This window comes from Shewanella sp. QJM3NY_23 (genome assembly GCF_056173105.1).
The window spans coordinates 2,928,216-2,943,577 of the sequence record NZ_CM149657.1; the positions used below are offsets into that span (position 1 = coordinate 2,928,216).

Below are 15,362 nucleotides of genomic sequence, written 5' to 3' on the forward strand. Positions count from 1 at the left end.
CGATTATCGACGATAAACACACCATAATTAGCATCGCGGCCAATAACACAAGATAATCACGAAAACGTGATGAATTTAAACAAGATAATGTCACTCGCAATGATCCCGTATTTATCCCCCCCAACTTATCCAATAAAAAACCACGCCAAGACCGCAGCTTTAGCGTGGTTTGAGCCGACTGCCAACCAATTATCACCGGCTACCTGTGGCAAGCGGCTGTCTGTTGAAATTAACCGTAAGCGGTGGCCTATTTGACCGTATCTGGCAGTGTGCCGGGGAGCAGTTCAAACTCCATGGAGAATTCGACCATTGCGCCCATTAGCTCATCGATTGCACGACGCTCTCCTTCCACCTTCACTTTGCCAGCTTTGATTTTATCGTCGAAACTCTGCGCGCCCATCATGACATCATTTAACTCGCTGCGATCTATCGTTAAGGTGAGGTCCGCTTGCGGTGATTGTACCCCTTCGATATTGGTCAGCGCCGAATTACTCAGTTCAACCAGATACTGCTCGCCATTATCCGGAGTGACCAAGTTAATGACAAAGTGTTTATCTGCAGTCTTGCTGGTATCAAGGCGAACTCCGAGGTAGTCAAGCCATAAACCGGTAGACATACCACGGATAATGTCGGGTCCAGTCGTTTTAGGCGAAGCACCTGTTGGCATACCATTACGCAATTCGTAAGCCGCCGCTAAAAAGCTATTTCGCACACTAGGGCTCTCTTTTTGATAACCAATTTGCTCATACACATTAGCGAGTAAATCTTTAGCGGCTTGATTTTGGGGCTCAGCAAACACCAGTTTATTGAGGATCTCTATGGCATGGCAATATTTTCCTTGCTCAAATAATTGCTGCCCTTTGGCAACAATCTTACTGCTGCCTCCCATCATCTCAACGTATAAAGGTGCGGAGTCTTCTGGTGATAAAGGCATTAAGGTCGCGGGATTAGCATCCCAATAACCTAAATAGCGATTCAACACCGCGCGGCAATTGTGCTCCTCAGAGCCATGATAACTATGGGCTGACCACTGCTGCTGTAAACTATCGGGGAGCTTATATACATTGTGAATTTGATTAATGGTCACACCTTGATTAGCCAGATGCAGCACCTGATTATTGAGGTGCGCATAGGTATCACGCTGACTGCGCATCACCTCTTGAATACGCTCATTGCCCCAACGAGGCCAAGAGTGAGCGGAAAACATCACCTCAGCCTGCTGACCAAATTTATACAGCGAAATATTAATTTGCTTAGACCATTCCAATGCGTCGCGTACCAATGCGCCGCGTAAGGTATAGATATTATGTATGGTGCCGGTTATATTCTCGGCGGCCCAAAAAGCGTTCAAGTCTGGGAACCAAGTGTTCATCTCTGCTGGCGCTTCGGTTCCTGGGGTATTTTGAAACACCATGTTGACGCCATCTATGGTCATTTCAGTAAAGGCTTTATCGATAATCACGTTAGGCGCGATTAAGCCTAAATTACCCGCCGCGGTATTTTTACCGATAGATTGATCCACATGACCATAGGGACTTCTGGGAAGTAGTACACCGTATTGAAAAACATCCTGCGCGTCATGGCATTACCGGCCATGACATTTTCGGAGACCGCATGATGCATAAAGCCTTCAGGGGCAATGACTTTCACCTTACCGCTTTGAACATCTTGTTCATCCACCACACCGCGAACCCCACCAAAGTGGTCGGCATGAGAGTGAGAGTAGACCACGGCCACGACCGGACGCTCACCCAATTGCTGATTAATAAAGGCCAATGCCGCCGCCGCGGTCTCTTTGGCCGTTAAAGGGTCAAATACAATCCAGCCCGTCTTACCTTTAATAAAACTGATATTGGCAAGATCATAACCTCGCACCTGATAAATATGGTCGGGTAACACTTCATACAAGCCATAAGCCATGTTGAGCACTGCTTGACGCTGCAAAGAAGGGTTAATGGTATCGAAGGTTTTACCTTCATCGAGCAGCCACTCATAACTGCCCATATCCCACGCAACGTTACCCGCTTCGGCCATAATTTGTTTATATTCAGGTGCAGCGATAAAGCCTTTTTGGGCTTCTTCAAAGTCACGCTTATCATCAAACGGCAAGGTTTTACGCAAACCATTTTGTAACGCTATGGTATATTGTGACGGCTCTTGCCCTTTAGGATCAAAGTGTTTATTCGGATCACTTGTTACCACACTGCCACCACCTGCGGCGTTGGCAATCATATGGGTCGATATTGTCACACTGATGATGCTGATAGTAGCGCGGCGTTGGCTAATTTTGTATTCATAGACCTAGCTCCTTGGTTATTACTGAACAACAAGTTACCCAACTGTTTTGGTAAGTATTTGATGACTTCTACACTTAGCAAACGACGACGATGACTAACCTATCTACAGGTGAGTAAACATGACAATGCCTGCCCCACCAAAATATTAAGATAGTGTTGCGACTGAGTTTGTACAAGTAATGACTGGGTTTATACACGTCATTCTTGTCTAGATGAAAAAGCCCCCCTAACGAGGTTGATTTATTTTGCGCAGGTGCAAGTGGTGAAGAGGCATGGCTTAGTGTCACAGCCTTAACGATTGACCTATAAGCGGCGCTATGGATCTTGCTTAGTAACTAACCACATTAAAAATTCAACTTGTTCAATAGGTTAACAACATTAATTAACGAGGTGGCATTCATATTACGTTAATCCACTATCTAAAATAGAACCCATAGAGATAACGCTTAGCTCAATGACCATCAAGCAAGATACACAACAGTAAGATGTATAAACAAAAACGCCATTAGCATAAGCCAATGGCGTTTAATCACGTTAGTCGCTATCAAGCATCCGCGTGTCAGTTAACCCTGCCTAGGCCAGCGACCTAAGGTACAACGGTCGTTACTGCCAAAGTCTCTCACGGTCGACACCGACTCATAACCTAGCTCAATCATCTTATTGCGCACCGTAATGGCTTGCTCAAAACCGTGTTCGAGTAGCAAATAGCCACCGGGCGCCAGATAATCACGCGCCGACTGAGCAATATGGAACAGATCGGCATAACCATGTTCGGCAGCGGTCAGCGCACTCTGTGGCTCAAAGCGTACATCGCCTTGAGACAAGTGCTCATCTTCTTCGTCGATATAAGGCGGGTTAGAGACTATAAGATTGAAATCGTACTGATTGACAGCATCAAACCAATCACTTTGTAGCACCTCGACTTGAGGTAGCTTCAAGTTGTCACGATTCGCCTTAGCCAAAGCCACAGCTTCAATCACTTTGTCGACGGCCGTGATCTGCCATGTGCTGCGCTCAAAGGCTAACGACAGGGCTATTGCCCCCGTTCCCGTGCCTAAATCGAGCACCTTAGCATTTTGTGCTAACGGCAAGTTTAACGCGGTCTCAACCAAAATTTCGGTATCAGGACGCGGAATAAGCGTGGTGGGATTAACCATAAACGGCAATGACCAAAACTCGCGCTCGCCAACGATATGCGCGATAGGAGTGCCAATTGCACGCCTTGCGACCATCTGCTGAAACGCGGCGGATTGTTCACTGGTAATACGTTCATCGGGCCAAGTGTAGAGGTAGCTGCGCGGCTTATGGATGACATGCAGTAGCATCACTTCGGCATCTAGCTTGGCGGTATCAGAGATCTCAACAAGTTGAGAAGAAGCCCATTGAAGGGCTTCAGCTAACGTCTGGTACAAAAAAATATCCTTATTAACCTAGAGTCGCGATATTGAGTATATTAATCGTCTGCCAAAGCAGCCAACATATCGGCTTGGTTTTCTTGCATTAGCGGTTCGATAATCGCATCTAAATCCCCTTCCATCACTTCATTTAAGCGATAAAGAGTCAAATTGATACGGTGCTCACTGACGCGTCCCTGAGGGAAGTTATAAGTACGGATACGCTCAGAGCGATCACCACTGGCCACTAATGTACGGCGAGTCGATTCCTCTTCGCTGCGGCGTTTTTCATCTTCAACCGCTTGTATACGGGCCGTCAATACACTCATGGCTTGAGCGCGGTTTTTATGCTGCGAGCGCTGATCCTGACATTCAACAATGATGCCAGACGGAATGTGAGTAATACGGATAGCCGAATCGGTTTTGTTAACGTGCTGACCACCCGCGCCCGATGCGCGGAAGGTATCCACTTTTAGATCGGCAGGATTAATTTGAATCGCTTCGGCTTCGGGTACTTCAGGCATAACCACCACAGTACAAGCAGAAGTATGCACTCGACCTTGCGACTCGGTCTCTGGCACGCGCTGTACACGATGACCACCCGATTCAAATTTCAGTCGGCCGTAAACTCCATCGCCAGACACTTTAACGATGATCTCTTTAAAGCCACCGTGTTCGCCTTCGTTAGCGTTCATCACCTCGACCTGCCAACGTTTAGCTTCGCAGTAACGGCTATACATACGGTACAGATCACCGGCAAAGATGGCAGCTTCATCACCCCCTGCGCCGGCACGAATTTCTACGAAGGCATTGTTGTCGTCTTTAGGATCTTTAGGCAGCAGTAGGATCTGCAGTTCATCTTCGAGTGTCTCAATCACTTGCTTGGCGGCTTTAATCTCTTCTTGCGCCATCTCTTTTAGCTCGGCATCGTCTTCGGCTAACATCTCTTGCGCCGACTCGAGATCGGCCTGCGCCTGTTGAAATGCCTTAAAGCTTCTTACCACGTCTTCGAGTTGAGAGTACTCTTTGGACAGAGCGCGAAAACGCTCTTGGTCGGCAATCACGCTAGGATCGCTCAGTAGCGCCAATACTTCTTCATTACGCTCAAGCAAGCCTTCAAGCTTGCGAATCACACTGTCCTTCATTCCAACGCTAACCTTAGTCTTTATCTAATCCAAGCGCCGTTCTTAATTGTCCGATGCTGTTTAAGTCACCGCGTCGACTCGCCTGAGTAAGGGCTTGAGTCGGCGCATGGATCAATTTATTGGTTAACTTATTGGCCAGTTCCAGTATTAGCTGTTCGCTATCACCGCCTTGGGCTAACTTATTGATCGCGCGCTCTACCAGTTCATCTTTAATCGCCATACTTTTAGTACGGTATTCACGGATACTGTCGACCGACTCTAATGAGCGGATCCACTCCATGAAAAGATGAGATTCTTCTTCAACAATTAATTCGGCTTGCTCGGCAGCCTCACGTCTGGAGGCCATATTTTGTTCAATGATGCTTTGCAGGTCGTCAACCGTGTAGAGAAAGGCATCATCTAGATCCCCTACTTCGGCTTCAATATCTCTAGGAACTGCTATATCAACCAATAACATAGGTTGATGACGACGCTGTTTCAGCGCTTTTTCTACCATGCCTTTACCCAGTATAGGTAATGGGCTGGCGGTAGAGGATATCACGATATCGGCCTTAGGGAGAAAATCTGGTATCTGTTCGAGCGTAATGGCGGTCGCGCCAAACTCTTCGCACATGGCTTCGGCGCGCGAAATGGTCCGGTTAGCCACAATCATTGACTCGACGCCATTGTCTTTAAGATGCCGGGCAACCAGCTCTATGGTCTCACCAGCACCTATGAGTAACACTTTAGTGGCACTCAAAGCCGAGAAAATATGTTTAGCCATGCTCACCGCGGCAAACGCTACCGACACGGCCGCTGCGCCAATTTCAGTTTCGGTGCGCACTTTTTTGGCAACAGAGAAGGTATTTTGAAACAGCCGGTCCATGGTGACCGCCACTGTGCCCGCTTCTTTGGCCTTAACAAAAGATTGCTTAACTTGGCCTAAGATCTGTGGCTCACCTAAGATGAGTGAGTCAAGACCAGCAGAGACACGCATCAAATGTCGCACGGCCTCTTGGCCGCGATATTGGTACAGGCAAGGTAGCACATCTTCATGGGACAGCTGATGATATTCCTCTAACCAAGTAATCACGTCCTGCGCTTCACCGTTGTTACAGTAAAGTTCGGTGCGATTACAGGTCGAGATGATCACCGCTTCACCCGTCTTAGTTAGACTGGCGAGGCTTTTCATCGCGTCATGAATTTTATCGGGTGAAAACGCTACTTTTTCACGTAGGTCTACCGTCGCTGTTTTATGATTAATACCGATTGCTACAAGGCTCATCTGACTCTTTCTGGTCTCTAGGGTCTGTTTATCTTGCGAATTAGATTTGTTCTGGCTCAAGGCGGTGGTCAGAATACAAGCGAAAATGCGATTGGCTCATATTGCTCCACTAACGGCTTTGAGGCGAACGACTAGGGTTTAGCTTGCTGCTGACTTTTGCTGGCCATGCCTTGCTATCATATTTTTGATAGTCACAGGCGACACTTGGTTTAATGCGAGCGTGTCACATTGCCTCATAGAGTGGCGACAAAATCCTCATGCAAGGGCCATCGCCCTGATTCATCTCTCTTAGTGGCAGCCATTCTACTGAATTGAGCCAACTAAAAACAGAATACGCTTAACAAAACCGAATAATAATCTCGCTTGTTACGCTTTTTTCACATTAAAGCGCAGCAATAACCACCAAAATACAAGCCATTACAAAAACACTAAGCATTAGCTGAAAGCCTAGGCTTGGCAGGAAATTTAACGATTGCCATTGGTATTTATACACAGCACTCGTATGATATGGGCTCGATATAACAGTAATAGATAAATAATTTGAACTACTTCACAAAAATCTTTATTAGCGCCCTATTACTGACCCCTTTATTGTTAGGAGGGTGCGCCAGCCGCTCCGATATTGATCTGCAAGCCATCAATGTTGACCATGTAAAGCAGGCCAAAGCTTGGGAGATGCAGGGCAAGCTCGCGGCCAAAACCCGTGACGATAAATTTAGTACTAATTTATATTGGCTTCACACCCCTGACAGCGATCAATTACGCCTAACCACAATGTTAGGCACAACGATCATGCTGCTAGAGCGTGACGACAATGGCGCTCGTTTAATGATTGACGACAACACCTATGAGCATCATGATGCCGAGCAATTGCTCAAGCGGCTCACAGGCTGGTCTATCCCTGTCGAACATTTACCATTATGGATAACTGGCCAAGTGTCGCCTACAGATCAGATAGTCAGTTACGATAACAACCACAGACCTCAACGAGTGCAGTCAACCATGACTCAAGCCCCATGGCAGGTGGAGTTTAAAAGTTGGCAATCTCAAAGCGGCGCACAACTTCCTAGAACACTTGAACTAACCCGTGAAGATGTTCGATTAAAAATACAAATTAATCTATGGCAAGCACTTGCTAACAGCACAGAATTAACTGATTACGCCGGACTACCGCATGACCAATAAACGCTCTACCGCATGGCCTGCGCCAGCAAAACTTAACCTGTTTTTACACATCAATGGCCGTCGTCATGACGGTTACCATGAACTGCAAACTCTGTTTCAATTTATCGAGCAGGGTGATCTACTGGATTTTGCCATCAACCAGACTGGTGAACTCACCTTACACTCCAACATCAGTGATGTTGTCGCAAATACAGATAACTTAATTCTTCGAGCAGCAAAATCGCTGCAACAAAAAACCGCAACCACACTCGGCGCAGAGATATGGCTCGATAAAAAATTGCCTATGGGCGGTGGAATTGGCGGCGGCTCGTCAGATGCAGCCACAACCTTAGTGGCGCTAAATCACTTATGGAACACCCAGTTATCATTAGCTCAACTGACAGAGATTGGCCTAAGCTTAGGTGCTGATGTGCCTGTTTTTATTAATGGTTTAGCCGCTTTTGCCGAAGGTGTAGGTGAGAAACTGGTTGCGGTAGATTTACCTGAGCCTTGGTATCTGGTACTCACGCCTAATGTGCACGTGTCAACGGCTGAGGTGTTTAACGACCCACAATTACCACGAGATACACCAAAGTTATCTTTAGCCGATTTAATGACCAGTGACTGGCACAATGATTGTCAACAACTGGTCGCCAAACGTCACCCTCAAGTTGCCAAAGCATTGGCGTGGCTGATAGAATATGCGCCGTCTAGAATGACCGGAACCGGAGCATGTGTTTTCGGAACATTCGCTACTCGCGAGCAAGCTGAGCAGGTATTTGCCAAAAAACCTGCCGATATGAGCGGCTTTATCGCGAAAGGGACAAATAAATCACCATTAATGCTGCGCTTAGCGCAGGATTAGAATCATGCGGGATAAGGCTACTTTATCCCGGTCATTAAAATGAAGCATACGCCTGAGGTTCATACAGTGCCTGACATTAAACTATTTGCCGGTAACGCAACACCCAGTCTCGCAAAGAAGATAGCAGATCGTCTATTTTGTAAACTCGGAGACGCAGAGGTTGGCGTTTTCAGCGACGGTGAAATCAGTGTCCAGATTAACGAAAATGTACGTGGTGCGGATGTATTTATCATTCAATCTACTTGTGCACCGACTAACGATAACTTGATGGAACTTATCGTAATGGTTGATGCGTTACGTCGCGCATCTGCTGGCCGTATTACTGCGGTTATTCCTTACTTTGGCTACGCACGTCAAGACCGTCGTGTACGCAGTGCTCGTGTACCTATTACCGCTAAAGTGGTTGCCGATTTCTTGTCAAGCGTAGGCGTTGACCGCGTACTGACTTGTGACTTACATGCCGAACAGATCCAAGGCTTCTTCGATGTGCCAGTTGATAACGTATTTGGTAGCCCAGTACTGTTAGAAGATATGCTAGCCAAGAAGTTAGATAATCCTGTTGTGGTATCGCCAGACATCGGTGGCGTAGTACGTGCTCGTGCTGTTGCCAAACTACTTGATGACTCTGATCTCGCCATTATCGATAAGCGTCGTCCACAGGCAAACGTCGCGCAGGTGATGCACATTATCGGTGATGTTCAAGGCCGTGACTGTATTATCGTTGACGATATGATTGATACTGGTGGCACACTGTGTAAAGCTGCTGAAGCGTTAAAAGAACATGGTGCTAACCGTGTATTTGCTTATGCAACTCACCCCGTCTTCTCAGGCAACGCTGCTAAGAACATTGCTGAATCAGTGATTGATGAAGTAATTGTGACCGATACCATTCCGCTAAGCCCTGAAATTGCCGCGCTAGATAAAGTCACCCAGTTGACTATGTCAACAGTGATGGCCGAAGCAATTCGTCGTGTCAGCAACGAAGAGTCCATCTCTGCGATGTTCAAGCACTAATCGATTAGATTATTTAGCGAATATAAAACGCACTCGGTTGAGTGCGTTTTTTATGCCTTGTAGTCAGGAACCTAAATAATAAGTATAGCTCACCCCTACTTTACCCCCCCTAAATAAAGGCCTACTGCCCTCACATGCCCGCTTTGATATAGCTCTGTGAATACTATGAATATAGCCCGTGATGAAATAGCCCCGTGATGAGAGATAGCAAATGGTAAAGGCTATCAGGTTTATCACTATCGACCTCCCCTCATGACGATTGCCGCATCATTGACATAATACGCTAACGCTTCCTAAAACAGCCCTAGAATGGTTAATTCACAACGAATCTAATACCCATTACACCGATGAAATGACCAGATTGAACAAACTCAAGAAGCGAAGATTGAAGCGCTAATACGATGAAGGGTATCGACAACATGGCTAAAAATGTTCCTAACATTTCGTGAGTTAGTCATTTTCGTTGAGCTGGCAAGGATGCTTATGCGGCGGCCCGAGGTGGTATCGACGCAAAAGATCGTGAATATCAGCCCTCGATTTAAGTAAGTTTTTATCCCTAGGTATAAATCATAGCCTAAACCATCCCAAAGCCTCGCTAACGCCACTAACTCGCTGCCAACGGCTTAACTCAACACGTACACGTTAGAGCAACAAAGCATCTAAAATCGCGACTGTAAAGCGCTTAACGCCGCAGACAATATAGATTAATAGTAGAGGCGTACAGGCTAAAGGGGGCAAATTTTAGGCACAAAAAAGCCCGTCAAAAAGACAGGCTTATTTGTTTTTTAATAAATGGTACGGGAGGAGAGACTTGAACTCTCACACCTTACGGCACCAGAACCTAAATCTGGCGTGTCTACCAATTCCACCACTCCCGCACTGCATCATTTTTTACATCCTGATTAAAGATGATGGGTCTAACCCACTCACTTAAGTCAATGACTTAGGTGGTTGAATAATGGCTGGGGTACCAGGATTCGAACCTGGGAATGCCGAGATCAAAACCCGGTGCCTTACCGCTTGGCGATACCCCAAAAGCTTTCGCTTTTGTCACACCCTGTAGACCACAAGGCTGTAACTTAAAATAAATGGTACGGGAGGAGAGACTTGAACTCTCACACCTTACGGCACCAGAACCTAAATCTGGCGTGTCTACCAATTCCACCACTCCCGCACTGCATCTAGTTTTACATCTTGATTAAGATGGCATTAAGAATCTAGCGTGTCTAACTATCAACATCCACTACTCTCACGCTGCATCTAGTTTTACATCTTGATTAAGATGGTAACTCATTCAAGTTACGCCTTCATTTTACATCTGAATAAGATGGTAGCAATGGCGGGACTTGAACCTGCGACCCCAGCATTATGAGTGCTGTGCTCTAACCAGCTGAGCTACATTGCCACATATTATCATATAGATAATGGCTGGGGTACCAGGATTCGAACCTGGGGATGCCGAGATCAAAACCCGGTGCCTTACCGCTTGGCGATACCCCAAAACTGTGTGAAGCAAAAGAAATGGCTGGGGTACCAGGATTCGAACCTGGGAATGCCGAGATCAAAACCCGGTGCCTTACCGCTTGGCGATACCCCAATCTTTTCTTGCTTCAAGTTAAAGACTTTACAATCTCTAACTTAAAATAAATGGTACGGGAAGAGAGACTTGAACTCTCACACCTTACGGCACCAGAACCTAAATCTGGCGTGTCTACCAATTCCACCACTCCCGCACTGCATCTAGTTTTACATCTTGATTAAGATGGCATTAAGATATGGCGTGTCTAACTGTCAACATCCACCTCTCTTACGCTACACCTAGTTTTACATCTTGATTAAGATGTTGCCAACCCTATTTCTGCTGATTGATATACGTCAACCATCAACTAGTCGGCTTACCTCAAGTTTTACATCTTAGAGAAGATGGTAGCCACATTGCCGGGGCTTATACCGACTTGCTACGTATTCATTTTTCATCCGAATAAGATGGTAGCAATGGCGGGACTTGAACCTGCGACCCCAGCATTATGAGTGCTGTGCTCTAACCAGCTGAGCTACATTGCCATCGTTTTCTTACGCGTCCCTCTTGGTGAGGAACGGGGCGTATTATGCTTATTCAGCGTATTGAGGTCAACAGCTTTTTTCCGCTAATTTACACTTACCTCATCGTTCGCTTATAAACTCACCAAAGTGAGCAGCAGTTATTCAATAAAGCGGATAAAAGCGCCATATTAGGCCTTAGGCAGAGATTAAATAGCAGATCGATATAGGCCTTAAAATACAAAAACGGCTCAATAATTTATTGAGCCGTTTAGATTCTATAATGCCACTTGCTATTTTATTAGCAAGATTAGTCTCATGCTTATACGTTAAATAGGAAATGCATTACATCGCCATCTTTAACGATATAGGTTTTACCTTCGATACGCAGTTTACCCGCTTCTTTCGCGCCAGCTTCACCTTTATAGGTAATAAAGTCATCATAAGACATCACCTGGGCGCGAATAAAGCCGCGCTCAAAGTCCGTATGGATAACGCCAGCGGCTTGTGGTGCACTCGCCCCAACTTTAACGGTCCAAGCACGCACCTCTTTAACACCTGCGGTAAAGTAGGTGTGCAGATCCAGTAGCTCGTAACCGGCGCGGATCACACGATCCAATCCAGGTTCGGTTAAGCCAAGGTCGGCCATAAACTCTTCACGGTCTTCAGCGTCCATTTCTGCCAGTTCAGATTCAATGGCAGCACACACGGCAACGACCACGGCATTCTCTTTGGCCGCAATTTCGCGAACCGTATCCAGATGCGGGTTATTTTCAAAGCCATCTTCAGCGACGTTCGCGATATACATGGTTGGCTTAAGTGTAAGGAAATTAAGGTAAGCGACTGCCGCCAACTCTTCCTTAGTTAAGTCCATTGAACGCAGCATTTGACCTTCGTCCAATACTGGGCGCATCTTTTCTAACACGCTGACTTCGAACTTAGCTTCTTGATCGCCACCTTTAGCACGCTTTTGCTGACGCGTGATAGCGCGCTCGCACGAGTCTAAGTCAGCTAAGGCTAATTCGGTGTTGATCACTTCAATGTCACTGGCTGGCGACACTTTATTCGCCACGTGCACGATATTGTCATCTTCAAAGCAACGCACAACATGACCAATCGCATCGGTTTCACGAATGTTAGCAAGGAACTTGTTTCCAAGCCCTTCACCTTTAGAAGCGCCCGCCACTAGGCCTGCGATGTCGACAAATTCCATCGTGGTCGGCAAAATACGCTCAGGCTTAACGATTTCAGCCAATGCCGCTAATCGTGGATCGGGCACAGGCACCACACCGGTGTTAGGTTCAATCGTACAAAACGGGAAGTTAGACGCTTCGATGCCCGCTTTAGTCAGTGCGTTGAACAATGTCGATTTACCTACGTTTGGTAGGCCAACGATGCCACATTTAAAACCCATATTTTTACCTTTATTCAATTAGTATTATCAGCACAACTAATAATAACGCTGCTCACACCTGATTGCTTCAGAATGTGATGGATTAACCCGCCTTGTAAGAATGCAGTCTATGCATCGCCTTACTCATATCTTCTTTAAATAACAGTTCGGTGGCCCGCACCGCTTCGTCAATCACGTCTTCGATTAACCTTTGCTCAACTTGCGGCGCCTTACCTAAAACATAATTGCTCACTAGGCTCTTATCACCTGGATGACCGATACCAATGCGCAAACGATAAAAGCCTTTATTATTGGCAAGTCTAGCAATGATATCTTTTAAACCGTTGTGACCACCATGACCGCCACCGAGTTTAAACTTGGCCACGCCGGGCGGCATATCCAGTTCATCATGGGCGACCAGGATCTCTTCGGGTTCGATGCGAAAGAAATTAGCCAAGGCACCAACCGATTTACCGCTGAGGTTCATAAACGTGGTTGGGATCAATAGGCGAACATCTTTACCGTATAGGGTCGCTCTCGCTGTAAGGCCGTAATATTTACTGTCTGCAACTAATGTTACGCCGCAAACGCGCGCCAGTTCATTTACATACCAAGCGCCCGCATTGTGGCGGGTTTGCTCGTACTTCTCACCTGGGTTTGCAAGCCCAACAATCAGCTTAATATTGCTCATTTAACCTATGTCCATCTCGCAAGGGCGCATAAAAACGCGGCATTTTAGCACTCTATCGCCCGAGCAACAAATTTGTTGTAGTGAAGACAGCGTAATTTAAGGAAGGTTAGCACTGCGCCATGCCCTAAGGCCCAAGCGATTAACCTCAGGCGCGAAATCAATCGCCATGTTAGGTACTGTGGCTAGTCGGTGAGCCGCTTTACCCACTAGATGATGAGTAAAGCCTGCTCGTTTGAGTTAAAGCTTAGAGGCCCATGGCGTATTTCAACACCTTATGCTTAATCGGTGAGTCTATATTGGCGATTTTAAGCGCACTGTTGCGCAGTAATTTTAGCGGTAAACTATGGTTGCTAAAGCCGGCATAAAAGAGATCCATAGTGCTCATCATCAACAGATTGTCGCCATAGCGGCGACGCTGATATTGCGCCAACACATCTTGAGTCCACCAGCTGCGCTGAGCATCGATTGCCTCTTTAACAGATGCAATTAATGCTGCCACATCTTTAAAGCCAATATTCACCCCTTGACCAGCTAAAGGATTAATCGTGTGGGCGGCGTCACCTAAAATCACCACATTATCCTGATAGTAGCGCTGCGCATGACGTCTGGTAAGCTTAAAACAGCCATGAGACACCACTTTAAATGCCCGATCGAGGCGCGCGGGGAAATGGGCGTTAATTTGATCGTACAGCGCCTCTGAGCTTAATCCACTTAACTGCGCAATGCGATTAGCATCGTCGTACCACACCAAAGACGCGTTGCGACCTGGTAGCGGCAACAAAGAGCGTGGGCCTTGGGGAGTAAACTGTTGCCAAGTGACATCTTGCTCTTCCTGCTGGGTCTCAATATTGATAAGCATCGCCGACTGGGCATAATCCCACCCTGTTAAGCCGATCCCCGCCCACTGACGGACTTGAGAGTTAGCCCCATCGGCGCCGACTAACAAGCGAGTATCTATGCTTGTGTTATTACTTAACTGCAGCCTAACTCCCTGCGCACTACGGCTAAGCTGGTCGACGTTAACCGGACAGATAAGCTGCAAATTGTCATACTGTTCAAATGCCTGCCACAAAGCTAATTGCACCACACGATTTTCGACAATGTGCCCAAGATGAGTCGCCCCAACTTGGTCGCTATGAAACTGCGTCTGGCACCCATCAAGCTCCCAGGTTTCCAGCCCTTTATAGGCCACTTGACGCATCGCGGCAATAGCCTCGAGCGCTCCTAACTGTTGCAGCAACTGCTCAGAAGCGACGCTGATGGCTGAAACACGTAAATCCAATGGTTGCTCAGGGCTGTACGCTTGAGGCGCAAAGGCTTCAACAACGGCAACCTTTAACCCTAGCTGGGCTAACCCTATTGCAGTCGCGGCTCCCACCATACCACCGCCCAGGATCACGACATCTTGCTCTAGATGTTGGCTTTGATTCTGACTCACCTTACGCTTTACTCCCTGATGGTTAACTCTCTAGTGCACGCTCATTGCGACACGTTTATTACGTTAGGTCCCTGACGGACGATTTCTGTGTCTAAATATGTCAATTAGGCCTATTCCGTATGCAAATATGACTGACACAGCAATCACTCACACTCAGTTACAAAGGCGGCCAAGCCCAAGCCCAGCTTGTTCTATAGTGGTTGAGGACGTTAGTCAGTATGGATACTCACTTATGCACCTACATTCACAATTTATTGCATTAGAGGTTCACTATGAAACGCTCAATGATTGCCAGTGTAATGATGACCAGCGTATTAATCGCCAATGTGGCGTTAGCCGATCAGACTCCCGCCATGGAAACCATGACTATAACCTATCGCGCGCCGCTCGATTATGCCCTATATCAATATACGACAGAATGGCGCAGTCAATACAGAGTTGAAATCTATGACAGCATACAAGATCAAGCCAAAAGCAGCAGCCTTGCAATGGCGCAAGCCTTCGAAAGCGCAGCCCTTGAATCGGCCTTCGACACAACGTCAATGTTAACGGCAAAAACCTTTAGCCCGGAGTAATTTCTAATATATAACGCGCAAAAGCTAGCCAGAGTGGTGCTCAAAGGGTAAAATGTCGCGCTATTTTTCCCAGTAATTGCAA

Annotated in this window: 12 protein-coding genes and 8 tRNA genes; 4 read left to right on the forward strand and 16 right to left on the reverse strand. The window is 46.8% G+C overall.

All coding sequences use genetic code 11. The annotated features are described in order from the left end of the window. Positions 1 to 247: 247 nt before the first annotated feature. The 5 genes from AC0VXX_RS13000 to hemA form a co-directional block, all read right to left on the reverse strand. Positions 248 to 1,522 carry an alkyl/aryl-sulfatase gene (locus AC0VXX_RS13000; protein WP_475514589.1) on the reverse strand — a complete coding sequence of 425 codons (1,275 nt, stop codon included), beginning with the start codon at positions 1,520 to 1,522 and terminating at the stop codon, positions 248 to 250. Then, the gene (locus AC0VXX_RS13005; protein WP_475514590.1) at positions 1,480 to 2,250 is read right to left on the reverse strand and encodes an MBL fold metallo-hydrolase; all 771 of its coding nucleotides are present in this window, start codon (positions 2,248 to 2,250) and stop codon (positions 1,480 to 1,482) included. The genes AC0VXX_RS13000 and AC0VXX_RS13005 overlap by 43 nt, the downstream gene beginning before the upstream one ends. A 610-nt stretch (positions 2,251 to 2,860) precedes the next feature. After that, entirely contained in the window at positions 2,861 to 3,709 is an 849-nt protein-coding gene (prmC, locus tag AC0VXX_RS13010; protein WP_119978359.1) for a peptide chain release factor N(5)-glutamine methyltransferase, read from the reverse strand. Positions 3,710 to 3,750: 41 nt separating this feature from the next. After that, entirely contained in the window at positions 3,751 to 4,836 is a 1,086-nt protein-coding gene (prfA, locus tag AC0VXX_RS13015; protein WP_475514591.1) for a peptide chain release factor 1, read from the reverse strand. A gap of 13 nt (positions 4,837 to 4,849) precedes the next feature. Beyond that, positions 4,850 to 6,100 (reverse strand): glutamyl-tRNA reductase, encoded by a 1,251-nt coding sequence (gene hemA, locus AC0VXX_RS13020; RefSeq protein WP_475514592.1) that lies wholly within the window; start codon positions 6,098 to 6,100, stop codon positions 4,850 to 4,852. Between the two features lie 531 nt (positions 6,101 to 6,631). Here hemA and lolB point away from each other — a divergent pair. The 3 genes from lolB (at position 6,632) to AC0VXX_RS13035 (ending at position 9,143) form a co-directional block, all read left to right on the forward strand. Further along, complete coding sequence (gene lolB, locus AC0VXX_RS13025; RefSeq protein ID WP_475517029.1) at positions 6,632 to 7,285, forward strand: lipoprotein insertase outer membrane protein LolB; 654 nt, start codon at positions 6,632 to 6,634, stop codon at positions 7,283 to 7,285. Beyond that, positions 7,275 to 8,129 (forward strand): 4-(cytidine 5'-diphospho)-2-C-methyl-D-erythritol kinase, encoded by an 855-nt coding sequence (gene ispE, locus AC0VXX_RS13030; RefSeq protein WP_475514593.1) that lies wholly within the window; start codon positions 7,275 to 7,277, stop codon positions 8,127 to 8,129. The genes lolB and ispE overlap by 11 nt, the downstream gene beginning before the upstream one ends. Positions 8,130 to 8,195: 66 nt before the next feature. Then, a complete protein-coding gene (locus AC0VXX_RS13035) occupies positions 8,196 to 9,143 on the forward strand; it encodes a ribose-phosphate pyrophosphokinase (RefSeq protein ID WP_110457872.1) in 948 nt (315 codons plus the stop codon). Positions 9,144 to 9,936: 793 nt separating this feature from the next. Here the strand turns inward: AC0VXX_RS13035 and AC0VXX_RS13040 are convergent. The 11 genes from AC0VXX_RS13040 to AC0VXX_RS13090 all read right to left on the reverse strand — a co-directional run bounded on the left by AC0VXX_RS13040 (position 9,937) and on the right by AC0VXX_RS13090 (position 14,648). Beyond that, a tRNA-Leu gene (locus tag AC0VXX_RS13040) sits at positions 9,937 to 10,021 on the reverse strand. An 81-nt stretch (positions 10,022 to 10,102) separates the two neighbouring features. After that, positions 10,103 to 10,177, reverse strand: a tRNA-Gln gene (locus tag AC0VXX_RS13045). Between the two features lie 55 nt (positions 10,178 to 10,232). Next, positions 10,233 to 10,317 (reverse strand) — tRNA-Leu (locus AC0VXX_RS13050). A gap of 154 nt (positions 10,318 to 10,471) precedes the next feature. Continuing rightward, positions 10,472 to 10,548 (reverse strand) — tRNA-Met (locus tag AC0VXX_RS13055). A gap of 20 nt (positions 10,549 to 10,568) precedes the next feature. Beyond that, positions 10,569 to 10,643: transfer RNA gene (locus AC0VXX_RS13060), tRNA-Gln, on the reverse strand. 22 nt (positions 10,644 to 10,665) lie between these two features. Then, a tRNA-Gln gene (locus AC0VXX_RS13065) sits at positions 10,666 to 10,740 on the reverse strand. A 51-nt stretch (positions 10,741 to 10,791) separates the two neighbouring features. Then, a tRNA-Leu gene (locus AC0VXX_RS13070) sits at positions 10,792 to 10,876 on the reverse strand. Positions 10,877 to 11,130: 254 nt separating this feature from the next. Continuing rightward, positions 11,131 to 11,207 (reverse strand) — tRNA-Met (locus AC0VXX_RS13075). Positions 11,208 to 11,505: 298 nt separating this feature from the next. Continuing rightward, entirely contained in the window at positions 11,506 to 12,597 is a 1,092-nt protein-coding gene (gene ychF, locus AC0VXX_RS13080; protein WP_475514594.1) for a redox-regulated ATPase YchF, read from the reverse strand. 82 nt (positions 12,598 to 12,679) lie between these two features. Then, a complete protein-coding gene (gene pth, locus AC0VXX_RS13085; RefSeq protein WP_110457825.1) occupies positions 12,680 to 13,267 on the reverse strand; it encodes an aminoacyl-tRNA hydrolase in 588 nt (195 codons plus the stop codon). A gap of 244 nt (positions 13,268 to 13,511) precedes the next feature. Next, entirely contained in the window at positions 13,512 to 14,648 is a 1,137-nt protein-coding gene (locus AC0VXX_RS13090; RefSeq protein WP_475517030.1) for an FAD-dependent monooxygenase, read from the reverse strand. Positions 14,649 to 14,977: 329 nt separating this feature from the next. Between AC0VXX_RS13090 and AC0VXX_RS13095 the strand changes: the two genes are divergently transcribed. After that, positions 14,978 to 15,280: a hypothetical protein gene (locus AC0VXX_RS13095; protein ID WP_475514595.1), complete on the forward strand. Its 303-nt coding sequence runs from the start codon at positions 14,978 to 14,980 to the stop codon at positions 15,278 to 15,280. Positions 15,281 to 15,362 lie beyond the last annotated feature (82 nt).